Origin of the sequence: Demequina pilifera (genome assembly GCF_048814985.1) — a bacterium.
In the GTDB taxonomy this organism is placed as follows: Bacteria; Actinomycetota; Actinomycetes; order Actinomycetales; family Demequinaceae; genus Demequina.
Genome location: NZ_JBMDTW010000006.1, coordinates 88,749 through 107,223, shown reverse-complemented (window position 1 = coordinate 107,223; position 18,475 = coordinate 88,749). Strand labels below are relative to the sequence as shown.

16 protein-coding genes are annotated in these 18,475 nt (G+C 69.3%); 9 read left to right on the top strand and 7 right to left on the bottom strand.

Annotated features, from left to right (window positions below):
- Positions 1-65 precede the first annotated feature (65 nt).
- From ACNI14_RS11660 to ACNI14_RS11650, 3 genes are all read left to right on the top strand, one after another.
- Positions 66-431: a DUF4870 domain-containing protein gene (locus tag ACNI14_RS11660; protein ID WP_420520214.1), complete on the top strand. Its 366-nt coding sequence runs from the start codon at positions 66-68 to the stop codon at positions 429-431.
- Positions 428-844: a DUF4870 domain-containing protein gene (locus ACNI14_RS11655; protein ID WP_420520213.1), complete on the top strand. Its 417-nt coding sequence runs from the start codon at positions 428-430 to the stop codon at positions 842-844. Before ACNI14_RS11660 ends, ACNI14_RS11655 begins: the two co-directional genes overlap by 4 nt.
- A 134-nt stretch (positions 845-978) precedes the next feature.
- Positions 979-1,410 carry a DUF4870 domain-containing protein gene (locus ACNI14_RS11650; RefSeq protein WP_420520212.1) on the top strand — a complete coding sequence of 144 codons (432 nt, stop codon included), beginning with the start codon at positions 979-981 and terminating at the stop codon, positions 1,408-1,410.
- Between the two features lie 24 nt (positions 1,411-1,434).
- Here ACNI14_RS11650 and hemW read toward each other — a convergent pair whose 3' ends face one another.
- Together hemW and lepA are read right to left on the bottom strand one after the other, a co-directional pair.
- Positions 1,435-2,601 (bottom strand): radical SAM family heme chaperone HemW, encoded by a 1,167-nt coding sequence (gene hemW, locus ACNI14_RS11645; RefSeq protein ID WP_420520339.1) that lies wholly within the window; start codon positions 2,599-2,601, stop codon positions 1,435-1,437.
- Positions 2,602-2,636: 35 nt separating this feature from the next.
- Positions 2,637-4,493, bottom strand: coding sequence for a translation elongation factor 4 (gene lepA / locus ACNI14_RS11640; protein WP_420520211.1), 1,857 nt, complete (start codon positions 4,491-4,493; stop codon positions 2,637-2,639).
- A gap of 148 nt (positions 4,494-4,641) precedes the next feature.
- On the opposite strand from lepA, the gene ACNI14_RS11635 reads away from it, so the two are divergent.
- The 4 genes from ACNI14_RS11635 (at position 4,642) to ACNI14_RS11620 (ending at position 7,993) form a co-directional block, all read left to right on the top strand.
- The gene (locus ACNI14_RS11635; RefSeq protein ID WP_420520210.1) at positions 4,642-6,324 is read left to right on the top strand and encodes a putative bifunctional diguanylate cyclase/phosphodiesterase; all 1,683 of its coding nucleotides are present in this window, start codon (positions 4,642-4,644) and stop codon (positions 6,322-6,324) included.
- Between the two features lie 9 nt (positions 6,325-6,333).
- Complete coding sequence (locus ACNI14_RS11630; protein WP_420520209.1) at positions 6,334-6,879, top strand: type II toxin-antitoxin system PemK/MazF family toxin; 546 nt, start codon at positions 6,334-6,336, stop codon at positions 6,877-6,879.
- Between the two features lie 72 nt (positions 6,880-6,951).
- On the top strand, positions 6,952-7,212 hold the full coding sequence (gene rpsT / locus ACNI14_RS11625; RefSeq protein WP_420520208.1) for a 30S ribosomal protein S20: 261 nt from the start codon (positions 6,952-6,954) through the stop codon (positions 7,210-7,212).
- Between the two features lie 79 nt (positions 7,213-7,291).
- Complete coding sequence (locus ACNI14_RS11620; RefSeq protein ID WP_420520207.1) at positions 7,292-7,993, top strand: EAL domain-containing protein; 702 nt, start codon at positions 7,292-7,294, stop codon at positions 7,991-7,993.
- On the opposite strand, the gene holA is transcribed toward ACNI14_RS11620, so the two are convergent.
- From holA to leuS, 5 genes are all read right to left on the bottom strand, one after another.
- A complete protein-coding gene (gene holA / locus ACNI14_RS11615) occupies positions 7,975-8,958 on the bottom strand; it encodes a DNA polymerase III subunit delta (protein ID WP_420520206.1) in 984 nt (327 codons plus the stop codon). The genes ACNI14_RS11620 and holA overlap by 19 nt on opposite strands.
- 4 nt (positions 8,959-8,962) lie before the next feature.
- On the bottom strand, positions 8,963-11,254 hold the full coding sequence (locus ACNI14_RS11610) for a ComEC/Rec2 family competence protein (RefSeq protein WP_420520205.1): 2,292 nt from the start codon (positions 11,252-11,254) through the stop codon (positions 8,963-8,965).
- Positions 11,251-12,003: a helix-hairpin-helix domain-containing protein gene (locus ACNI14_RS11605; protein ID WP_420520204.1), complete on the bottom strand. Its 753-nt coding sequence runs from the start codon at positions 12,001-12,003 to the stop codon at positions 11,251-11,253. The genes ACNI14_RS11610 and ACNI14_RS11605 overlap by 4 nt, the downstream gene beginning before the upstream one ends.
- A 91-nt stretch (positions 12,004-12,094) precedes the next feature.
- Positions 12,095-12,958 carry a DegV family protein gene (locus ACNI14_RS11600; RefSeq protein WP_420520203.1) on the bottom strand — a complete coding sequence of 288 codons (864 nt, stop codon included), beginning with the start codon at positions 12,956-12,958 and terminating at the stop codon, positions 12,095-12,097.
- A 75-nt stretch (positions 12,959-13,033) separates the two neighbouring features.
- Positions 13,034-15,538: a leucine--tRNA ligase gene (leuS, locus tag ACNI14_RS11595; protein ID WP_420520202.1), complete on the bottom strand. Its 2,505-nt coding sequence runs from the start codon at positions 15,536-15,538 to the stop codon at positions 13,034-13,036.
- Positions 15,539-15,729: 191 nt separating this feature from the next.
- Here leuS and ACNI14_RS11590 point away from each other — a divergent pair, with 191 nt between their 5' ends.
- Together ACNI14_RS11590 and ACNI14_RS11585 are read left to right on the top strand one after the other, a co-directional pair.
- Positions 15,730-16,521: a cohesin domain-containing protein gene (locus ACNI14_RS11590; RefSeq protein ID WP_420520201.1), complete on the top strand. Its 792-nt coding sequence runs from the start codon at positions 15,730-15,732 to the stop codon at positions 16,519-16,521.
- A 44-nt stretch (positions 16,522-16,565) separates the two neighbouring features.
- Positions 16,566-18,380: an amidase family protein gene (locus ACNI14_RS11585; protein ID WP_420520200.1), complete on the top strand. Its 1,815-nt coding sequence runs from the start codon at positions 16,566-16,568 to the stop codon at positions 18,378-18,380.
- Positions 18,381-18,475 lie beyond the last annotated feature (95 nt).

The following is an 18,475-nucleotide window of genomic DNA, read 5'->3' as shown; positions in this document are numbered from 1 at the left end:
TACTGGCACTCGACCCGGACGAGTGCTAATTCTAACGCGGACCGCCGAGCGGTAGCGTGGCCCCCATGAACCGGGGACCTGACAGCGACGCCCCGCCGGGCCGCGACGCGGCACTGGCGAGCGTGGCGCACCTGGGAGCGATGGCGGGGCCACTGGTCCCAGGCATCGTCTATCTGATGCGGCGCAGGCGCGAGCCCTGGGCGGCGCGCGAGGCCGCAACCGCGACAAACTTCGGATTCCTGGTACTGGCAGGGTTCTTGGTCGCGACGCTCGTACGAGAACTCGTGCCTTTACTGGCGTTTCTCGGTACATTGTCTCAGTTGGTGGTCCTCATCGTCGCGGTCGCGCTCAGCTTTCAGGCCTTCCGCTCCGTGCGACGAGGACTGCCAGCGACGTACCCCTACGAGATTAAAGTGGTGAGACAAGCATGACTGACAGCACGACTCCCCCACCCCCCGAGCAGCCCCACAACAGCGGACAGCCGCAGGGCGGTCAGCCCACCGGCGGTCAGCCGGTGTCACAGTCGGACGAGAAGACGATGGGCCTGCTGACGCACCTGTCGGCGATCGTCCTGGGCTTCATCGGCCCCCTGATCTTCTGGCTGATCTACCGCGAGCGCAGCGCGTTTCTGAACGACCAGGGCAAGGAGGCGCTGAACTTCAACATCACCGTCGCGATCGCGTACGTGGTCTCGTACATCCTGATGGCCGTGACGTTCGGCATCCTGTTCTTCCTGCCGTTCCTCGTGTGGATCGGCGCGCTGATCTTCCAGATCCTCGGCGGCGTCGCCGCGAACAAGCTCGAGAACTACCGCTACCCGTTCGCCATTCGCTTGGTGAAGTAAGGGCTGTGAACTAGCAGCACACGGGTAGAGGCACCACGGAGCAGCCCTCAGGGTCTTACCCCGAGGATGTTCAGGGCCCGTCATCGGTCACGAGGCCGATGACGGGCCCTTGCCGTCTCTGGGACCCTGGGGTCATGAGCGAGAACACCTACCCCAACGACCCACCGCAGGCCCCACACACGCCCTCCCCTGCGCCGCCCATGCTCGAGTCGGAGGCGCGCACGTGGGCCATGCTGGTCCACATCATCGCCGCAGTGGCCGCGCTGTTGAGCGCCGGCTTCCTGAGCTTCATCGCCCCGTTGATCGTGTGGCTGCTGTACCGCGAGCGCAGCGCCCTGGTCGACTTCCACGGGAAGCAGAACCTCAACCTGCAGCTCACCCTGCTGGTGACGGGGATCGCCGCCTTCGTGCTCGGGCTCGTGACGCTGGGCTTCGGCTTCCTGCTCACCCTTCCGGCGTGGCTCGCGTACGGCCTGTACGCGTTCGTGATCTCGATCATCGCGGGAGTCAAGGCCAACAACGGCGAGTACTACCGGATCGGCCTGACCATCCGGTTCATCCGCTAGCGCTCGACGTCCTGGTGCGCGCGCTCAGGTGAGCGCGCGCACCGCGGCGTCCGCCAGCAACCGTCCCCGCAGCGTGAGACGCAGCGCTCCCCCGATGGCCGCCCGGCCGTCGAGGACCCCGTCGGCGACGAGCGCAGCGACCGCCTGAGGGCGGGGGTCTGGGAGATCCTCGATGGGCATCCCCTGCGCCAATCGCAGCCTCAGCATCACGGCCTCGAGAGAGAGGTCAGCAGGGGTGAGCGGCTCACGCTCCGCCTCGGGGCTCTCCCCTGCATCGAGGCGCTGCGCGTAGACGCGGGGGAGCTTGACGTTCCACCAGCGCTCGGCGTCCACCGCCGCGCCGTCCGGGCCGATGCGCGGGCCGAGGTAGCTGTGCGCGCCCGGGCCGATCCCCCACCAGTCCTGGCTCGTCCAGTACGCGATGTTGTGCCGGCACGCGTCGCCCGGGGTGCGCGCCCAGTTGGAGACCTCGTACCAGGCGTAGCCCGCCTGGGCGAGACGCGCATCGGCCGTCTCGTACATGTCCGCCTGCGTGTCCAGGTCGACCGCCTCGATCTCGCCCCGGCGCAGCTGCAGGCCCATGCGCGTGCCGGGCTCGATCACCAGTGCGTAGGCGCTGACGTGGTCGGGTTCGAGCGCGATCGCGGCGTCGAGGCTCGCCTCCCAATCCGCGAGCGACTCTCCCGGGGTGCCGTAGATGAGGTCGAGGCTGGTCGCGAGCCCGGCCTCCTTCGCCCAGGTCACGGCGCGCTCCACGTTCTCGGGCCGATGGGTGCGATCGAGCGTCGCGAGCACGTGCGGCACGGCGGACTGCATTCCGAACGACACGCGCGTGAAGCCGGCCGATGCGAGGGCTGACAAGGACTCGCGCGTCACCGAGTCCGGGTTGGCCTCCGTGGTCACTTCGGCATCAGCGGCCAGGCCCCACGCGTCACGAACCCCGTCGAGCAGGGCGGACAGCGCCCCCGGATCGAGCATGGTCGGGGTGCCACCGCCGACGAACACCGTGCGGGCTGGGCGGTCGTCACCCTCCATCGCTCGGCGCGCCACGGCCATCTCAGCCAGGGCCGCGCCCACGTAATCGGCGCGCGAGGAGAACTCGCTCTCGCCGGGAGCGTAGGTGTTGAAGTCGCAGTACCCGCACCTGACCGCGCAGAACGGCACATGGATGTAGACGCCGAAGTCGCGCATCGGCCTGTCGAGCACCGCACAGCCGCGGGTCACGCCTACTTTTTCTTCCCCTTGGAGGAGCCGTCGTCGGACGTGGACAGCGCCGCGATGAAGGCCTCGGGCGGGACCTCGACGGATCCGATGTTCTTCATGCGCTTCTTGCCCGCCTTCTGCTTCTCGAGCAGCTTGCGCTTGCGGGAGATGTCGCCGCCGTAGCACTTGGCCAGCACGTCCTTGCGGATGGCGCGAATGGTCTCGCGCGCGATGATCCGCGCGCCGACGGCGGCCTGAATGGGGATCTCGAACTGCTGGCGATCGATGAGGTTCCTGAGTTTGCCCACCATGGACACGCCGTACGCGTACGCCGCGTCCTTGTGCACAATCGCGCTGAACGCGTCCACCTGCTCGCCCTGAAGCAGGATGTCGACCTTGACCAGGTCGGAGGCCTCGTCACCGGCGGGCTCGTAGTCGAGGCTCGCGTAGCCCTTGGTGCGGGACTTCAACTGGTCGAAGAAGTCGAACACGATCTCCGCGAGCGGCAGCGTGTAGTGCATCTCGACGCGGGTCTCGCTGATGTAGTTCATGGTGCCGATCTGACCGCGGCGCTCCTGGCACAGCTCCATGACCGAGCCGATGAACTCGCTCGGGACGAGGATGGTGGCCTTCACGATGGGCTCGCGGACCTCGGCGATCTTGCCGCCGGGGAACTCGGACGGGTTGGTCACCGTCACCTCCGAGCCATCCTCCATCTTCACGGTGTAGACCACGTTGGGCGCGGTGGAGATGAGGTCGATGCCGAACTCGCGCTCCAGGCGGTCGCGCACGATCTCGAGGTGGAGCAGCCCCAGGTAGCCACAGCGGAAGCCGAATCCCAGCGCCACGGAGCTCTCTGGTTCGTAGACGAGCGACGCGTCATTGAGCTGGAGCTTGTCCAGAGCGTCGCGCAGCACCGGGAAGTCGGAGCCGTCGAGCGGGAACAGGCCCGAGTACACCATCGGCCTGGGGTCGCGGTAGCCGCCCAGCGACTGCTCGGCACGGCCCTTCGCGCGCGTCACGGTGTCTCCCACCTTGGACAGGCGCACGTCCTTCACCCCGGTGATGAGGTACCCCACCTCGCCGACGCCGAGTCCCTGCGTGGCAGTGGGCTCCGGAGAGATCACCCCGATCTCCAGCAGGTCGTGCGTGGCGAGCGTGGACATCATCGCGATCTTCTCGCGCGGCTTGAGGTCCCCGTCGACCACGCGCACGTAGGTGACGACGCCGCGATACGAGTCGTAGACCGAGTCGAAGATCATCGCGCGGGTGGGGGCGTCCGGGTCGCCCACGGGCGGCGGGATGTCCCGCACCACGCGGTCGAGCAGTTCGGAGACGCCCTCGCCCGTCTTGCCGCTGACACGCAGCACGTCATCGACCTCGCAGCCGATGAGCTGAGCGAGCTCGGCCGCATAGCGGTCCGGGTCCGCAGAAGGCAGGTCGATCTTGTTGAGCACCGGGATGATGGTGAGATCGTTCTCCATCGCGAGATACAGGTTCGCGAGAGTCTGTGCCTCGATGCCCTGGGCGGCGTCGACCAGCAGCACCGCGCCCTCGCACGCGGCGAGTGACCGCGACACCTCGTACGTGAAGTCCACGTGACCGGGGGTGTCGATCATGTTGAGCGCGAACGGCTCGCCCTCCACGTGCCACGGCATCCGCACGGCCTGCGACTTGATGGTGATGCCGCGCTCGCGCTCGATGTCCATGCGATCGAGGTACTGCGCCTTCTGCAGACGCTCCTCGAGCACGCCCGTGATGCCGAGCATGCGGTCGGCGAGAGTCGACTTGCCGTGGTCGATGTGCGCGATGATGCAGAAGTTCCGAAGAAGCTCCGGCGCGGTCGCTGCAGGCACGATGCGGGAATCGTCGGTGGTCACGGTGGTGGCAGTTCCTCAGGTCGACTGATGCGGAGCCCCCATCCTCCCATGCCCGGGCGCGGACTCATGCGTTCCGCGTTCGTGCCGATAAAGCCTGATGACGGCGGGAGTTGTCCGCCGTCATGACCGTGACACAAGGGGGCACGGGATGGCGCACCACGAAGCGATGTTCGACCACACGTTCGACCACTCACCGATCGGCATGCTCGTCGCCGATGCCGAGGGCAAGGTGGTGTCGGTCAATCGCGCGTTCACCCGTCTCTTTGGCCACGCAGACTCCGCGCTGCTCGGCAAGCGCGCCGAGATGCTCACCCACCCCGAGGACCAGGCGCGGGAGCGCGAGCTCTCCGCTCAGCTCGTCGCGGGGGTCAATCCGTCATACCAGCTGAGCAAGCGGATTCTGCATCGCTCGGGCGACGTGATCTGGACGCGTTCAACAGTGTCGCGGGTCGTGGACACGCACGGGACCGCGCGATACATCGCACAGGTCGAGGATGTCACCGAGGCGCGTCGAGCCAAGGAGCTCCTGTCCAGGCGCACACTCCACGATTCGCTGACCGGGCTGCCCAACCGCGCGCTGGTGCTCGATCGTCTCGCGAGCTCTCTGGACGCTCACCGCGAGCGCGACACCACGGTGGCCTGCCTGTTCCTCGACGTCGACCACTTCAAGCTCATCAACGACTCGTTGGGGCACGAGGCCGGCGACACCCTGCTCGTGGAGATCGCGCGCCGCATCCAGCGCGCCGTGCGACCGGGAGACACCGTGGCCCGCCTGGGAGGAGACGAGTTCGTGGTGCTCCTCGAGGACGTCCCGACCCAGGAATCGGCGGAGATCGTGCTCGCTGCCGTCTCTGCGGCCGTGCAGGCGCCGTTCGTCGTGGAGGGCCACGAGGTGGTGCCGACCATGAGCGCCGGGCTTGCGCTCGCCGAGCCTCGCGTCACCGCCGACTCGCTGCTGCGCAACGCGGACACCGCCATGTCTCACGCGAAGCTGAGCGGTCGCAACCGGATCGAGGTGTTCAGCGCGAACCTGCGGGAGAACGCACTGGTGCGACTGTCGATCGAGGCCGAGCTGAGGACGGCGATCCGCAAGGAAGAGCTGGTCGTGCACTATCAGCCGATCGTGGATCTCGAGACCCGCGAGACCGTGGCGCTCGAGGCCCTGGTGCGGTGGGACCACCCCACTCGAGGACTGCTGCTGCCCCAGTACTTCATCGAGATCAGCGAAGACACGAACCTCGTGGTGCCGCTCGGAGCGTATGTGATCCATGAGGCGTGCCGCTTCATCGCGGCGACGCCGGAGTACCGCGGTCGGGTGCTCGTGAACGTGTCGACTCGGCAGATCGGCGGCGCAGACCTCACCCGCGTGGTGCGATCGGCGCTCGACGCCACGGGCGTGGATCCGTCGCGGCTGGCGCTCGAGATCACCGAGTCCGGGATGCTGCTCGCGACACAGGATGCGCACGCGGACATGTCGGCGTTGACCGAGATGGGCATCGACCTCATCATCGATGACTTCGGCACGGGCTACTCCGCGCTGTCCTCCGTGCTCCAGAACCCCGTCGCCGGGCTCAAGCTCGCGCGGGAGTTCACGCTGCGCCTGGGGGACCGATCCACGGGCGATCGCATCTCGACGGCGGTCGCGACGCTGGTCGACAGTCTTCATATGTACGGCGTGATCGAGGGCATCGAGACCGAGGCGCAGTACCGCCAGGCACTCGCTCACGGTTGGAAGCTTGGACAGGGGTTCCTGTTCGGGTACCCCGCGCCTGCGGGAGAGGTTGCGCGGGAGGTGTGCGCAGCCGCGCCGCTGCCCGCCCCCGTTGGCTGAGACGCGACCGTGCAGCCCATCATCATCCTCGCCACGCTGGCGATCATCGCCGCGCTGTGGCTGGTGCAGCGCCACCAGCGGAGCGACGACTCCGCGGCGCGCCGCAGCACGAGCACGCGCACGCGCACCAAGCGCGACACCCGCTCCCCGTACCCCGGCGATTTCACCGGACGTGTGGACGTGCGATACGCCCCCGCTCACGACGGCCGGCCCGACCCTGGTGAGGTCGTATGGACGTGGGTCCCGTTCGAAGAGGACCACGCGCGCGGCAAGGACCGACCCGTGCTGCTGATCGGGCGCGACGACCCGTGGCTGCTGGGCCTCCAGCTGTCGAGCAACGAGCACTCCGCCGACTCCGCGCAGGAAGCCGCCCGCGGGCGTCACTGGCTCAGGATCGGTGCGGGGGCGTGGGATGCTCAACGGCGACCGTCCTCCGTGCGACTCGATAGGATCGTTCGTGTCGACCCCGGGGACGTGCGGCGCGAAGGCGCGATGCTGGCTCGCCGGACATTCGACGACGTCGCCCGTTCGCTTTCAGCGCTGCATCACTGGTAGCATAGGAAGCCGTGTGTGAGCGCGTCTCGTGCTCCATTCCACTTTTTCCACCCTCATCGTTAAAGGACCGTCGTGGCAAATATCAAGTCGAAGATCAAGCGGATCGGCACGAACGAGAAGTCGCGCCAGCGCAACGTCGCCGTGAAGTCGGAGCTCAAGACCCACGTGCGTCGCGTGCGCGAGGCCGTCGCCGCAGGCGATAAGACCGCCGCCGAGACCGCGCTGAAGAGCGCCTCGGTCAAGCTCGACAAGGCCGCGTCGAAGGGCGTGATCCACCAGAACCAGGCGGCGAACCGCAAGTCGTCCCTGGCCAAGAAGATCGCCGCTCTCTAGCGACGATCTGCGTCAAGAGCCCCGACGCGCCGTAGCGGCGTGCGGGGCTTTTGCCATGCCTGTCGATATCGTCCAGCACGTGACACGCCCCCCGGCCGCGCCGCGACCCTGGCACCTGCCCGCATCGGGCCGCCATACGAGCGCATCCCGCCGCGTGCTGCTGGGCCGCCAGGGCATCTTCACCCCGGACCGCGAGCTGTTCGCGTACGAGCTCCTGTTCCGCGCGCCGGGTCGCGTGGGCCTGCGAGTCGACCTGTGGAATGCGCGCCAACAGGATCGCGCCACCGAGCATGTGGTCGCCGCGGCGTTCCACACGGCCGGCCAGGAGCCCCTCGACCGGTTGGCATTCGTCAACTTCACTCGCAGCTACCTCATTGAGCGGGAGTGGATCGGCTTCGCACCGGACCAGGCAGTGATCGAGGTCGTGGAGTCCGCCTTCGCGGACGACGCCCTGCGCCGCCGCTTGCGCTCGCTGCGCGAGGAGGGATACCGGATCGCGATCGACGACTTCGTGGCCACCACTTCGCAGTTGGCGCTGCTCGAGCACGCCGACTTCGTCAAGATCGATGTCCGAGACCTCGCCGCCCGCGGACCCGAACTGGCAGCGGCCGGCCGGGGCCACGGGTGCACGATGATCGCGGAACGCGTCGAGGACGCGAGCACCATGGCGTGGTGCCTCGAACTGGGCTTCGAGTTCTTCCAGGGACACGGCTTCGAGCCTGCGATCATCATGGATCGCGGTCAAGATCACCTCGTCGAGCCTCAGCCAGCAGCCAGCTGAGCGACGCGCCGGACGGCGCGTTCCATGGCGAAGTGCGGTGCGCGCCCGCCGCCCTTGATGTCGGCATCAGCCTCGGCGACCAACTCGATCGCCTCGCCGAGGGTCTCCGCTGTCCAGTGCCTCAGGTCCCGCCGGGCGCGGTCGACCTGCCACGGAGGGATCCCGAGGTCCTTGGTGGGGTCGAGTCTCCTCCCCCGCGCCGCACCCACCTTCGCAAGGGTGCGCAACTTGGCAGCAAGCGCGGCGGTGAGGGGGACCGGGTCGACTCCCGACGACAGCGCGTGGCGCGTGAGCGCGATGGCCTGGCGCACGTCCCCCACGATCGCGGCGTCGGCCACCGCGAAGGCGGTCGCGTTGACCCGGGTCCCGTAGTAGCGGCCGACAGCCTCTTCGTCGACGGTGCCCTCGACATCGTTCATGAGCTGCTGGCACGCGGCCGCGAGCTCGGCGATGTCTCCCCCGACCGCATCGAGCAGGCGCCGTGCCACCGCTGCCTGCACAGGTCGGCGCGCGCGCTCGAACTCCGCGCGCACGAAGTCCACGAGCTCGGCGTCCTTCTTCACAGCCGGGCACGTGTACTCCGGGACGCTCGCCTTGCGCAAGGTGTCGAGCAGCCGCTTGCCCCGCACGCCGCCGCCGTGCACGATCACGACCACCACGTCGGGATCAGGAGTCTGCACGTACGCCAGCGAGTCCGCAAGGAACTCGTCGTTCATGGCCTCCGCATTGCGCACCACCACGAGACCGGGTTCGTCGAAGAGCGACGGGCTGGCGGCAGCGATCAGTGCGCCGCGCGAGTACGCCCCTGCATCCAGCGCGGTGATCGCGACGCCCGACCCCATCGCGTGATGGATCTGCTCGACGGCGCGATCGGCGAGCAGGGACTCCGGGCCGCTCACCAGTACGAGCGGGGCGGGTTTGGCGCGGTGCCACGTCGGCTCTGCTGCGCGGGTGCGGGGCGGCATGGCACTAGCGTGCCACGTCGCTCGGACACTGGCTCCACATCAGCGCACCGTCCACCGTGGCGACATGGATGTCCCCGCAGACATCGGTGCGAAGCACGGCCCGCGCGTGGGCGCCGTAGAGCGCCAGCGCCTCTGGCGTCGGGTGCCCATGAGGGTTGTCGCGGCCAGCCGAGACGAGCGCGACGGGCGCGTCGATGAGGGCTGCGAGCTCAGGGATCTGATCTGCGCTGCCGTGATGCGCCACCTTCACGACGTCCACCGAGAGGCTGGCGCCGAGCCGCTGCGTCAGCGCGCGCTGGCCCCGACCCTCGAGGTCGCCGAGAGAGAGCACTGTGGTCTCCCCCACCAAGGCGTGCACCACCACGCTCGAATCGTTGCTGTCGACGTGCTCGCGCTCATGGTCGGTCGAGAGCACGGTGAGGAGCACCGCGCCCTCCTGGTCCTGGCGGCCACTCGCGGGCACCTCGACGGCCACCCCGGCTCCCGCGAGCACGCGTGCTGCGGGTCCGTCCGCACCGGCGGCGGCCACCCACGCGGCCTCGACGCTCGCCTGGCTCAGCACCGACACGACGGCGCCGTCGTGATCCTGGTGAGGGTGGGTGAGCACCAGCAGCGGCACACGCACCACTCCGTGGCGGCGGAGGCACGCGGCCGCTCCACCCCCGGGCGGGCCGGTGTCGATGACCACCGCCGCGTCGGGCGCCGAGCGCAGCAGAATCATGTCTCCTTGACCGACGTCACACATCGCTATCTCCCAGCCCTCCATCACGGGCGGCGCCGCCTCGCGGGCGATGCCGAGCCCCACTCCCAGGAGCGCGCATGCGCCGACCACGGCGGCCGCCCGCCGGGCCGTGTGAGCAGCAGTGGTGGCGACGATGAGCAGCAGCGCCACGGCGACCGTCAAGGTCACTCCGAAGGCCCCTGGCGCCCATGGCAGCCACGCACCTGGAGCGGTGGAGGCAGCGCGCGCCACCGCTGCGATCACCTGCGCGCATGCTCCCGCTGCCATCGCCATCACTCCCGCGACGTCCACGCTGACGGCAGCCAGCACGAGGGTTGCGGCGCCGGCCAGCATGGTGGGCAGGACTGCGAGTCCCGCCACGAGGTTCGCGACGACCGCGTACGGGCCGAGCCGCGGCTCGATCACCATCAACAGCGGCGTCACGGCCGCCTGAGCAGAGATGGGGATGGCCGCGACCCTGGCGAGAGTGGGCGTCACGACGCGCGCCAGTACGACCGCCACTCTGGGCGACCACAGGACGATCGCCGCGACGGCGATGACCGACATCGCGAAGCCGAGCGAACGCGACAGCCCGGGCTCGAGGATCAACAACACGATCACCGTCGTCCCGAGGGCCGCGAGTCCGCGCGCGGGCCGGCCCCACCCCGTCGCGAGCGCGACGGCGACGGCCATCCCCAGCGCTCGCAGGACCGAGGACTCGGCTCCCACGAGCGCCGCGAACGTGGCCGCCACCGCGAGGGTTCCCGCAGCGCGCATCACCCGCGGCGCACGCACTGCGGAAAGCACGGCACCCCACGCCATGATCAGGATCGCGAAGTGAGCTCCCGACACAGCGGTCAGATGAGCCAGTCCCGCCACCCGCATGTCCTGCACCTGCGACGGCGGCATGCTCGACGTGTCCCCCACCACCATGCCGCGCACGAGCCCGCGCGACTCGTCGTGGAGCAGCGACGTCGCGCGCCCGAACCGATCCCTCCACGAGACGAGTGCGGTGGGAGCCGCCGTGTCCACGACGCGCGCGTCCCATGCCGCTGCCGTCTCCGGCCCGCGTGCGGAGGCGACCCACGTCGCCTCCACCAGCAGTCGCTCGCCGCGGCTCGGATGAGCCGCCACGGAGACCACGACGGGAACGTCGGCAGCATTCCACGCGGCACAGGAGGGAGGCTCGCGACAGTGCGGCCGCCACGCGGAGACGGACGCCGTCACGCGGTGGCGCCGCTCATCACCCCATCCCGGCATCGGAGCCGCCTGACCATCCACCTCTATCCACGCCTCGGTGTCGCCGGCGTCCACGAGGGCCTCCGCGCCAGCCGCACCCCGGTGGCCCTGCGCAACGGCCACCAGGCCCACCGCCAGGACGACCGCGCAGAACAGTGCGAGCAACGCGGCCGCACGCGACCCGGAGGTCACGGCCACCACCGCCAGGACCGCGCCCCCGACGACCAGCACGCCCGCGGCCCAGGCCGGCGGCGCCGATCCCGAGGTGAACACCAGCGCGGCTGCCCACGCTAGGACCGCCGCGGGAACCAGGCGCGCATCATGGACCGTGCTCACGCGACGGCGGCGTCTGCCAGACCGGCGACGAGGGCATCCCCGACCCCACTCACGCGCGCCAGGTCCTCGAGCGACGAGAACTGCCCGTTCTCGTCTCGGTCGGCGACGATCCGCTCGGCCAGCACCGGCCCGATGCCTGGCAGCTCCTCGAGCTGCGCGGCTGTCGCGGAGTTCACGTCGACGGGGCCGGCGGGCGCACCCGCCACCGGGGCCTCCCCCGCGACCGGCACGTGGACCTGCTCACCATCGTGAGGCCGACGCGCAAGGTTCACTGCCGACAGGTCCGCGTCGGGCTCGGCACCGCCCGCGCGGTCGATCGCATCTGCAATGCGCGAGCCGGCGCTGAGGGTCACCAGTCCCGGCTCCTCGACCGCGCCGCTCACGTGCACGATCACGTCGGGTTCGTCAGGCTCGACCGTCGCCCCTGCGCCCGACGACACCGCCGGCGTCGACGGCAACGCGGTCGACGACGTCTGCACGTGGGCCGGCAGGGCAGGCTCGGCGCGGGCCGCCCACCACGCCCCGAGCCCCAACAGCGTCAGGGCCACGGCCGCAGTGACTGCGACCCGCGGCTCCAAGCGCCATCGCACCCGGGTCGCATCGTCGGCGATCTCCCTCCCGTATGCGGCGGCATACGCGCGCGACGCCACGCGGGAGGCGCTGTCCACCCACCGTGCGGTCACGTCACTGCCTGGCGGGCGCGCCAGCGCGTCGCGGTCGTCGTCCGAGTCGGGAGGATACGTGGGCACGCGATCACGCTAGGTCGGCGCCACTGCCGGCGAACGCGAGCGCGGTGCGAGCCGTGGAAGGCTCACGTCAGCGGCGGGATGGGGACGCAGGTCAGCGCACTCGAGCGGGCAGATCCGCGACCACGGCCGCCAGCGTTCCTGGTCCCGTGTGCACGGCGAGCACGGCGCTCACGGAGGTGCGCACCACCATGGCGAGCTCGGGGTGACGCTCCTCGAGCTCAGCTGCCGCCTGGCTGCCATAGTCCCCGGCACCTAACGACATGACCGCCGATGCGGGGCGTTCCATGTTCGCGATCGCGGCCTCGGCGCGCGCCAGCACGGCGGCACGGGCCCGGTGTGTGCTCCGTACGCGCTCGACCACCTCGACCTCGCCGTCCACGACGGCGAGCACCGGTCGCACGCTCAAGACGCGACCCACGGCCGCGACAGCCGGCGATACGCGTCCCCCGCGGCGCAGAAAGTCGAGGGTGTCGACGGTGAAGACGCATGTGGAGCCGCGCGCGACGCGCTCAGCCTCCTCGGCCACCTCCTCCGGGCCCGCACCGTCGCGGGCCAGTGCCGCCGCCGCCACCGCGGCGAAGCCCGTCGCCATCGCGAGGGTGCGCGAGTCCACCACTGTCACCGGCACTGCGGAGGCGGCCGCAGCTGCGCGCGCGCCGTTGACGGTGCCGGACATCTTGGACGAGATCAGCACGGCGACCACATGGGTCGCGCCACCGGCCGCCGCCTGAGCGAAGGCGCTCACGAATGCCGCCACCGAGGGCTGAGACGTGCTGGTCTCGCGGCCGGCGGTCAGCGCCTCGAGGACGTCGTCGGGGCCGATCTGTTCGCCCTCGTTCTGCGGGCGCCCGTCGACGATCACCTGGAGCGGCACCACGCCGATCCCCCATTTTTTGGCCAGCTCCGGCGGCAGGGTCGACGCGGAGTCCGTGACGACGGCGACAGTTTCAGGCATGAGAGCCAGCGTAGCGATGGGCACCCACTGTCGCGCGGACACGGCACGTCGCCCGCGCCGGTCCGCCGGCGCGGATCACATCGGAACGATGTTGACGAGCTTGGGCGCGCGCACGATCACGGTGCGGATCTCGGCGCCGTCGAGCGCACGCTGGACGGCCGGGGACGCGAGCGCGGCGGCCCTGAGGTCGTCCTCGGTGACGTCAGGCGCGACCTCGAGTCGATCACGCACCTTGCCCTTGACCTGGACGACGGCCGTCACAGTCTCCTCGACCAGCAGCGACTCGTCCACCGCCGGCCATCCGGCGTGGGCGACGTTGTCGTGACCGAGCATCGACCACATGTCCTCCGCACAGTACGGGGAGAACAGGCTCAGAAGGATCGCGACCGACTCGGCCGCCTCACGCACCGCGGGGTCTGCGGCTCCGGGTCCCGAGTCGATGGCCTTGCGGGTCGCGTTCACGAGTTCCATCACGCGCGCGACGACCACGTTGAAGCGGAACCCCTCGACGAGCGTCGCGCAGTCGTGGAGGGTGCGATGCGTGATGGCACGCAGCGCCGCATCGCCGGAGGCCGGATCGGCGCCGGGCTCGGACTGCACGTCGCGCGCCAGTCGCCACGCTCGCGCGAGGAACTTCGCGCTGCCGGCGGGCGAGACGTCGGCCCAGTCGATGTCGTCCTCGGGCGGCCCCGCGAACGACATCGTGAGGCGGATGGCGTCGACCCCGAACTCGTCCAGCTGCTCGCTCAGGCGCACCAGGTTGCCTCGGCTCTTCGACATGGCAGAACCGTCCATCTGCACCATGCCTTGATTCAGCAGTGCACTGAAGGGCTCCTCGAAGTCGACGAGACCCATGTCGTGCAGGGCCTTGGTGAAGAAGCGGGCGTAGAGCAGATGGAGGATCGCGTGGGTGACGCCGCCCACGTACTGGTCGACGGGCGCCCAGCGCGAGGCGTCGGCGGGGTCGAACGGGCCGTCAGTCTTGCCAGGCGACAGGAACCGCAGAAAGTACCAGGAGGAGTCGACGAACGTATCCATGGTGTCCGTGTCGCGCATGGCGGGCCCGTCACAGCGCGGGCACGTCGTCGTGACCCAGTCGGTGGCGGCGCCCAGGGGCGACGTGCCCTTGGGCTTGAGGTCCAGCCCCTCGGTGGGCGGCAGCTCGACGGGCAGCTGGTCATCGGGCACCGGGACCTCGCCGCACGCGTCGCAGTGGACGATCGGAATGGGGGTGCCCCAGTAGCGCTGGCGCGAGATGAGCCAGTCGCGCAGTCGATAGTTCTTGGACGCGTGACCCAGGCCCTCGGCCTCCAGTCGCTCCGTGATCGCGGATATGGCGTCTTCCTTCGCCAGCCCATCCAGGTCGCCGGAATTGATCAGCGTTCCGTTACCGGTGGTCGCGAGGCCGGATTCTGCCGGATCGGGCAGAGACTCGCCGCTGTCGTCACGGCAGTCGAGGACGGCGCGGACCGGCAGGGAGAAGGCGCGAGCGAAGTCGAGGTCGCGCTGGTCGTGTGCGGGCACCGCCATGATCGCGCCGTGACCGTAGTCGGCCAGCACGTAGTCCGATGCCCAGATGGGCAGCCGCTCGCCGTTGACGGGATTGATCGCATAGCGCTCAAGGAACACGCCGGACTTGGGCCGTTCGGTGCTGAGCCGGTCGATATCGCTCGAGCCGCGCACGCCCTCGACGTACGCCTCGAATTCCTGCCTGACCCCCGCATTGGCGCCCTCGGCGAGCTCGGCGGCAAGATCGGAGTCTGCGGCCACGACCATGAAGGTCGCGCCGTGGAGAGTGTCGGGACGGGTGGTGTAGATGTCGACGGGCTCGTCGCGCCCCTCGATCCGGAAGGACACATCCGCACCGGCAGACCGGCCGATCCAGTTGCGCTGCATCGCGATCACCTTGGACGGCCACGTGTCCTGCAGGGTGTCGAGGTCGTCCAGCAGGCGGTCCGCATAGTCGGTGATCTTGAAGTACCACTGCGTGAGCTTCTTCTTGGTCACGGGGGTGTCGCAGCGCTCGCACAGGCCCTGGACCACCTGCTCGTTGGCCAGCACCGTCTGGTCCTTGGGGCACCAGTTCACGAGGCTCGGCTTGCGGTAGGCCAGCCCGCGCTCGTACATGCGCGTGAAGATCCACTGGTTCCACTGGTAGTAGTCAGGGCGGTGAGTCGCGAGCACCCGGTCCCAGTCGAACGAGCACGCATAGCGCTCCATCGAGGTGCGCTGCTGGGCGATGTTGTCCTCGGTCCAGCCCCGCGGGTCGAGACCGCGGGTGATGGCGGCGTTCTCGGCGGGCAGGCCGAACGAGTCCCACCCGATGGGATGCATCACGTTGAACCCTCGCTGGAACCAGTACCGCGCGATGACGTCGCCCAGCGCATACGCCTCGGCATGCCCCATGTGAAGGTCGCCGGACGGGTACGGGAACATGTCGAGCACGTACTTGGTGGGGCGGTCATCCTCGGCGCCCGGCGCGCGGAACGGCTGGGTGCGGCGCCACTCGGGCAGCCACCGCTCCTCGATCGCGCGGAAGTCGTAGCGGTGTTCGTCGGTCTCGGGGCTCGCGGAAGTCACCCGGCGATTCTATCGGCGTGAACGAGGCGACCGATCCGGCACGGAGTCAGCCCGACACACAGTGGAAACGCACCGCATCATTCTCGAAACAGAGATTGCTTAACGTGCTCACGACGCCGGCGTCCACGCTTCAGACGCGCCGGTGGCACTCCGCGTCGGGAGCTCACCACTCAACAAGGAGCATGACCTCGATGCATTCACCATCCATGTCGTCGCGCACGCGACGGATGTCAGTACTGAGCGGCCTCATCGCCGTCAGCATGATCGCCGCGGGAGGCGCTGCACACGCCGCGCCCGCCGCGAGCACGCCGACCCTCGGGGCGCCCGCCTCCGTCGACGAAGGGGACACCTTCTCCGTGACCCTCGCTCTGCCCGCGGCGGAGGACGTGTTCGCCTACTCGGCCGCGCTGACCTTCGACCCCGCTGTCGTCGACTACGTCGATGACAGCGCCGCCGGGCCGGAGGGCGGGTTCTCCTCGTCCTCCACCACGGCCGATGCGGTCACGTTCACCCACACCCGGCTTGGCAGCTCCCCGTCGCTCGAGGGCGACCTCGTGCTGTTCACGGCCGACTTCGTGGCGCTCGACGGCGGATCCGCGGAGTTCTCGATCGACTCACTCACCCTCGTGGGAGCCGACACCGAGGAACTGACGGTGGATGCCGATGTCGTAGTCGACACCGAGATCACCCCCGAAGACGACGGGTCGGGACCTGACGGCGGCACCGACGGCGGCACCGATGGCGGGACCGACGGCGGCACCGATGGCGGGACCGACGGCGGCACCGATGGCGGGACCGATGCGGATCCCGTCTCCGACAGCGGGCCAAGCACCGGCGACGACGAGGCCGTGACGGTCGACGGACCGGGAGCCGACAGCCTGTCCGACACCGGAGCCTCGCCCGCGGGCCTGATCATCGCTGCCGCGATCGCCCTCGCACTCGGCATCACGCTCGTCGTGCGCAAGTCGGTGATGACCCGATGACCGCCACAGCGCCCCTCGACCACTCATTCAGCAGGAGAACGTCTATGAAGTCCCGTCGTACCCTCACGGCCGTGGGTGCCGGAGCGCTCGCCGCCACGCTGGCCATGCCGGCCGTCGCATCGGCCGCACCCGGCGAGGCCCCCGCAGCCTTCCTCTCCCCGTACTACACCGAGCTCGACGTGACTGGAGATCGTCAGGTCTCGACCGCGGACCTCGAGATCGTGGCCGCCAACCTCGGAGCCACGAGCGACTCCCCATCGTGGGATTCGGTCTCGGTCGCTAACGTGGACGGCGACGGAGTCCTCACGGTCACGGACCTCGCGGCCGTTTCGCAGCGCATGATCTACGACGACGGCGAGTTCGAGATCGTCGAAGCCAGCGTGCTCGACATGCAGGCCGCGATGAACGCCGGGGTGACCTCGTCGGTGGAGATCACCCAGGAGTACCTGGACCGCATCTCTGCCTACGACACCGTCACCATCGACACGGCTGACGGCGGGCGCCCGCTCCACTCGATCATCTCGACCAGCTCGGTCGCGCTCGACGCCGCGGCCCAGGCTGACGCCACCCGCGAGTCCGACGGAATGACGAGCATGCTGCTCGGCGTGCCCATCGCGCTCAAGGACAACTACAACACGTCCGACATGCCCACCACGGGCGGCTGCTCGTGCTGGGACGACAACTGGACCGAGGACGACGCCTTCATGGTCGAGGGCCTTCGCGACGCCGGCGCCGTGATCCTCGCCAAGGCGAGCCTCGACGAGTTCGCCTACGGGTTCAGCTCGGTGTTCAGCGCCTACCAGGAGCCCGGAGAGTTCACTCCGATCGCGAGCCCATACAACACCTCGTTCACGGCGGGAGGGTCGTCGGGTGGAAGCGCGGCGTCCGTCGCGGCGAACCTCGTGGGCATCGCCCTCGGCACCGACACCGGCGGATCGATCCGCGTGCCCGCGTCGTACAACCAGCTGGTGGGCGTGCGGCCCACAGTGGGACTGTCCAGCCGGGACGGCATCATCCCGCTCGCCCTCACACAGGACACGGGTGGTCCGCTGACTCGCAGCGTGGTCGACGCGGCGGTGTCGATGGACGCCCTGACCGGGATCGACGAGAACGACCCGGTCACCGCGAACCAGGAGGGGCTCGTTCCCGAGTCCTACACCGCGTACCTCGACGAGGGCGCACTGGACGGCGCCCGCATCGGCTATGTTCCGTCGATGCTCCCGTCGTCCAACACGACCGTGATGGCCGGGTGGGACTCGGCAGTCGCGGCCATGGAGGCCGAGGGCGCCACGGTGATCGAGATCACCCCACCAGAGGCCTTCACCGCAGTGCTGGAAGAGGGCAGCGGCAGCACCAACGAGTTCAAGCACGATCTGAACGAGTACATCGAGGCCTACCTGGCACCCGAGGTCGAGATCCGCTCGCTGACCGACATGCTGGCGACGGACAACTACGTGACGTTCCGCGAGCGCGTCTACGAGGGCCGCAACAACGTGACCGACGAGACATACCAGGAGTGGGCCGGACCGGAGGGTTCACACACGCTCCAGTTGGCGGCGGGCAAGGAACTGCTCCACGACATGTTCGACGAGCATGACCTCGACTCGCTCGTGTACCCGTCGACGGTGGTCTACGGGACCTACAGCCGCAACATGCGGCTGAGCCCCAACACGGGCATGCCGTCGGTCACCGTGCCGATGACCGTCGAGGCCGAGGGCGATCGCGCCGGCGGCGGCGCAGGACTTGAGTTCCTGGGCCGCGACTTCGCCGAGGGAACGATCCTGGGCCTCGCATACGCGTTCGAGCAGTCGACCGCGGTGCGCACCACGCCGACGCTGTACGGGCCTCTCGAGGACTGACACCACAGCGCAGCGCCAGGTGGGGCCCCGGGAGCATTCGCTCTCCCGGGGCCTCACCCATGTGCACGCAGCGAGACGTCGTGAGTGGCATACCC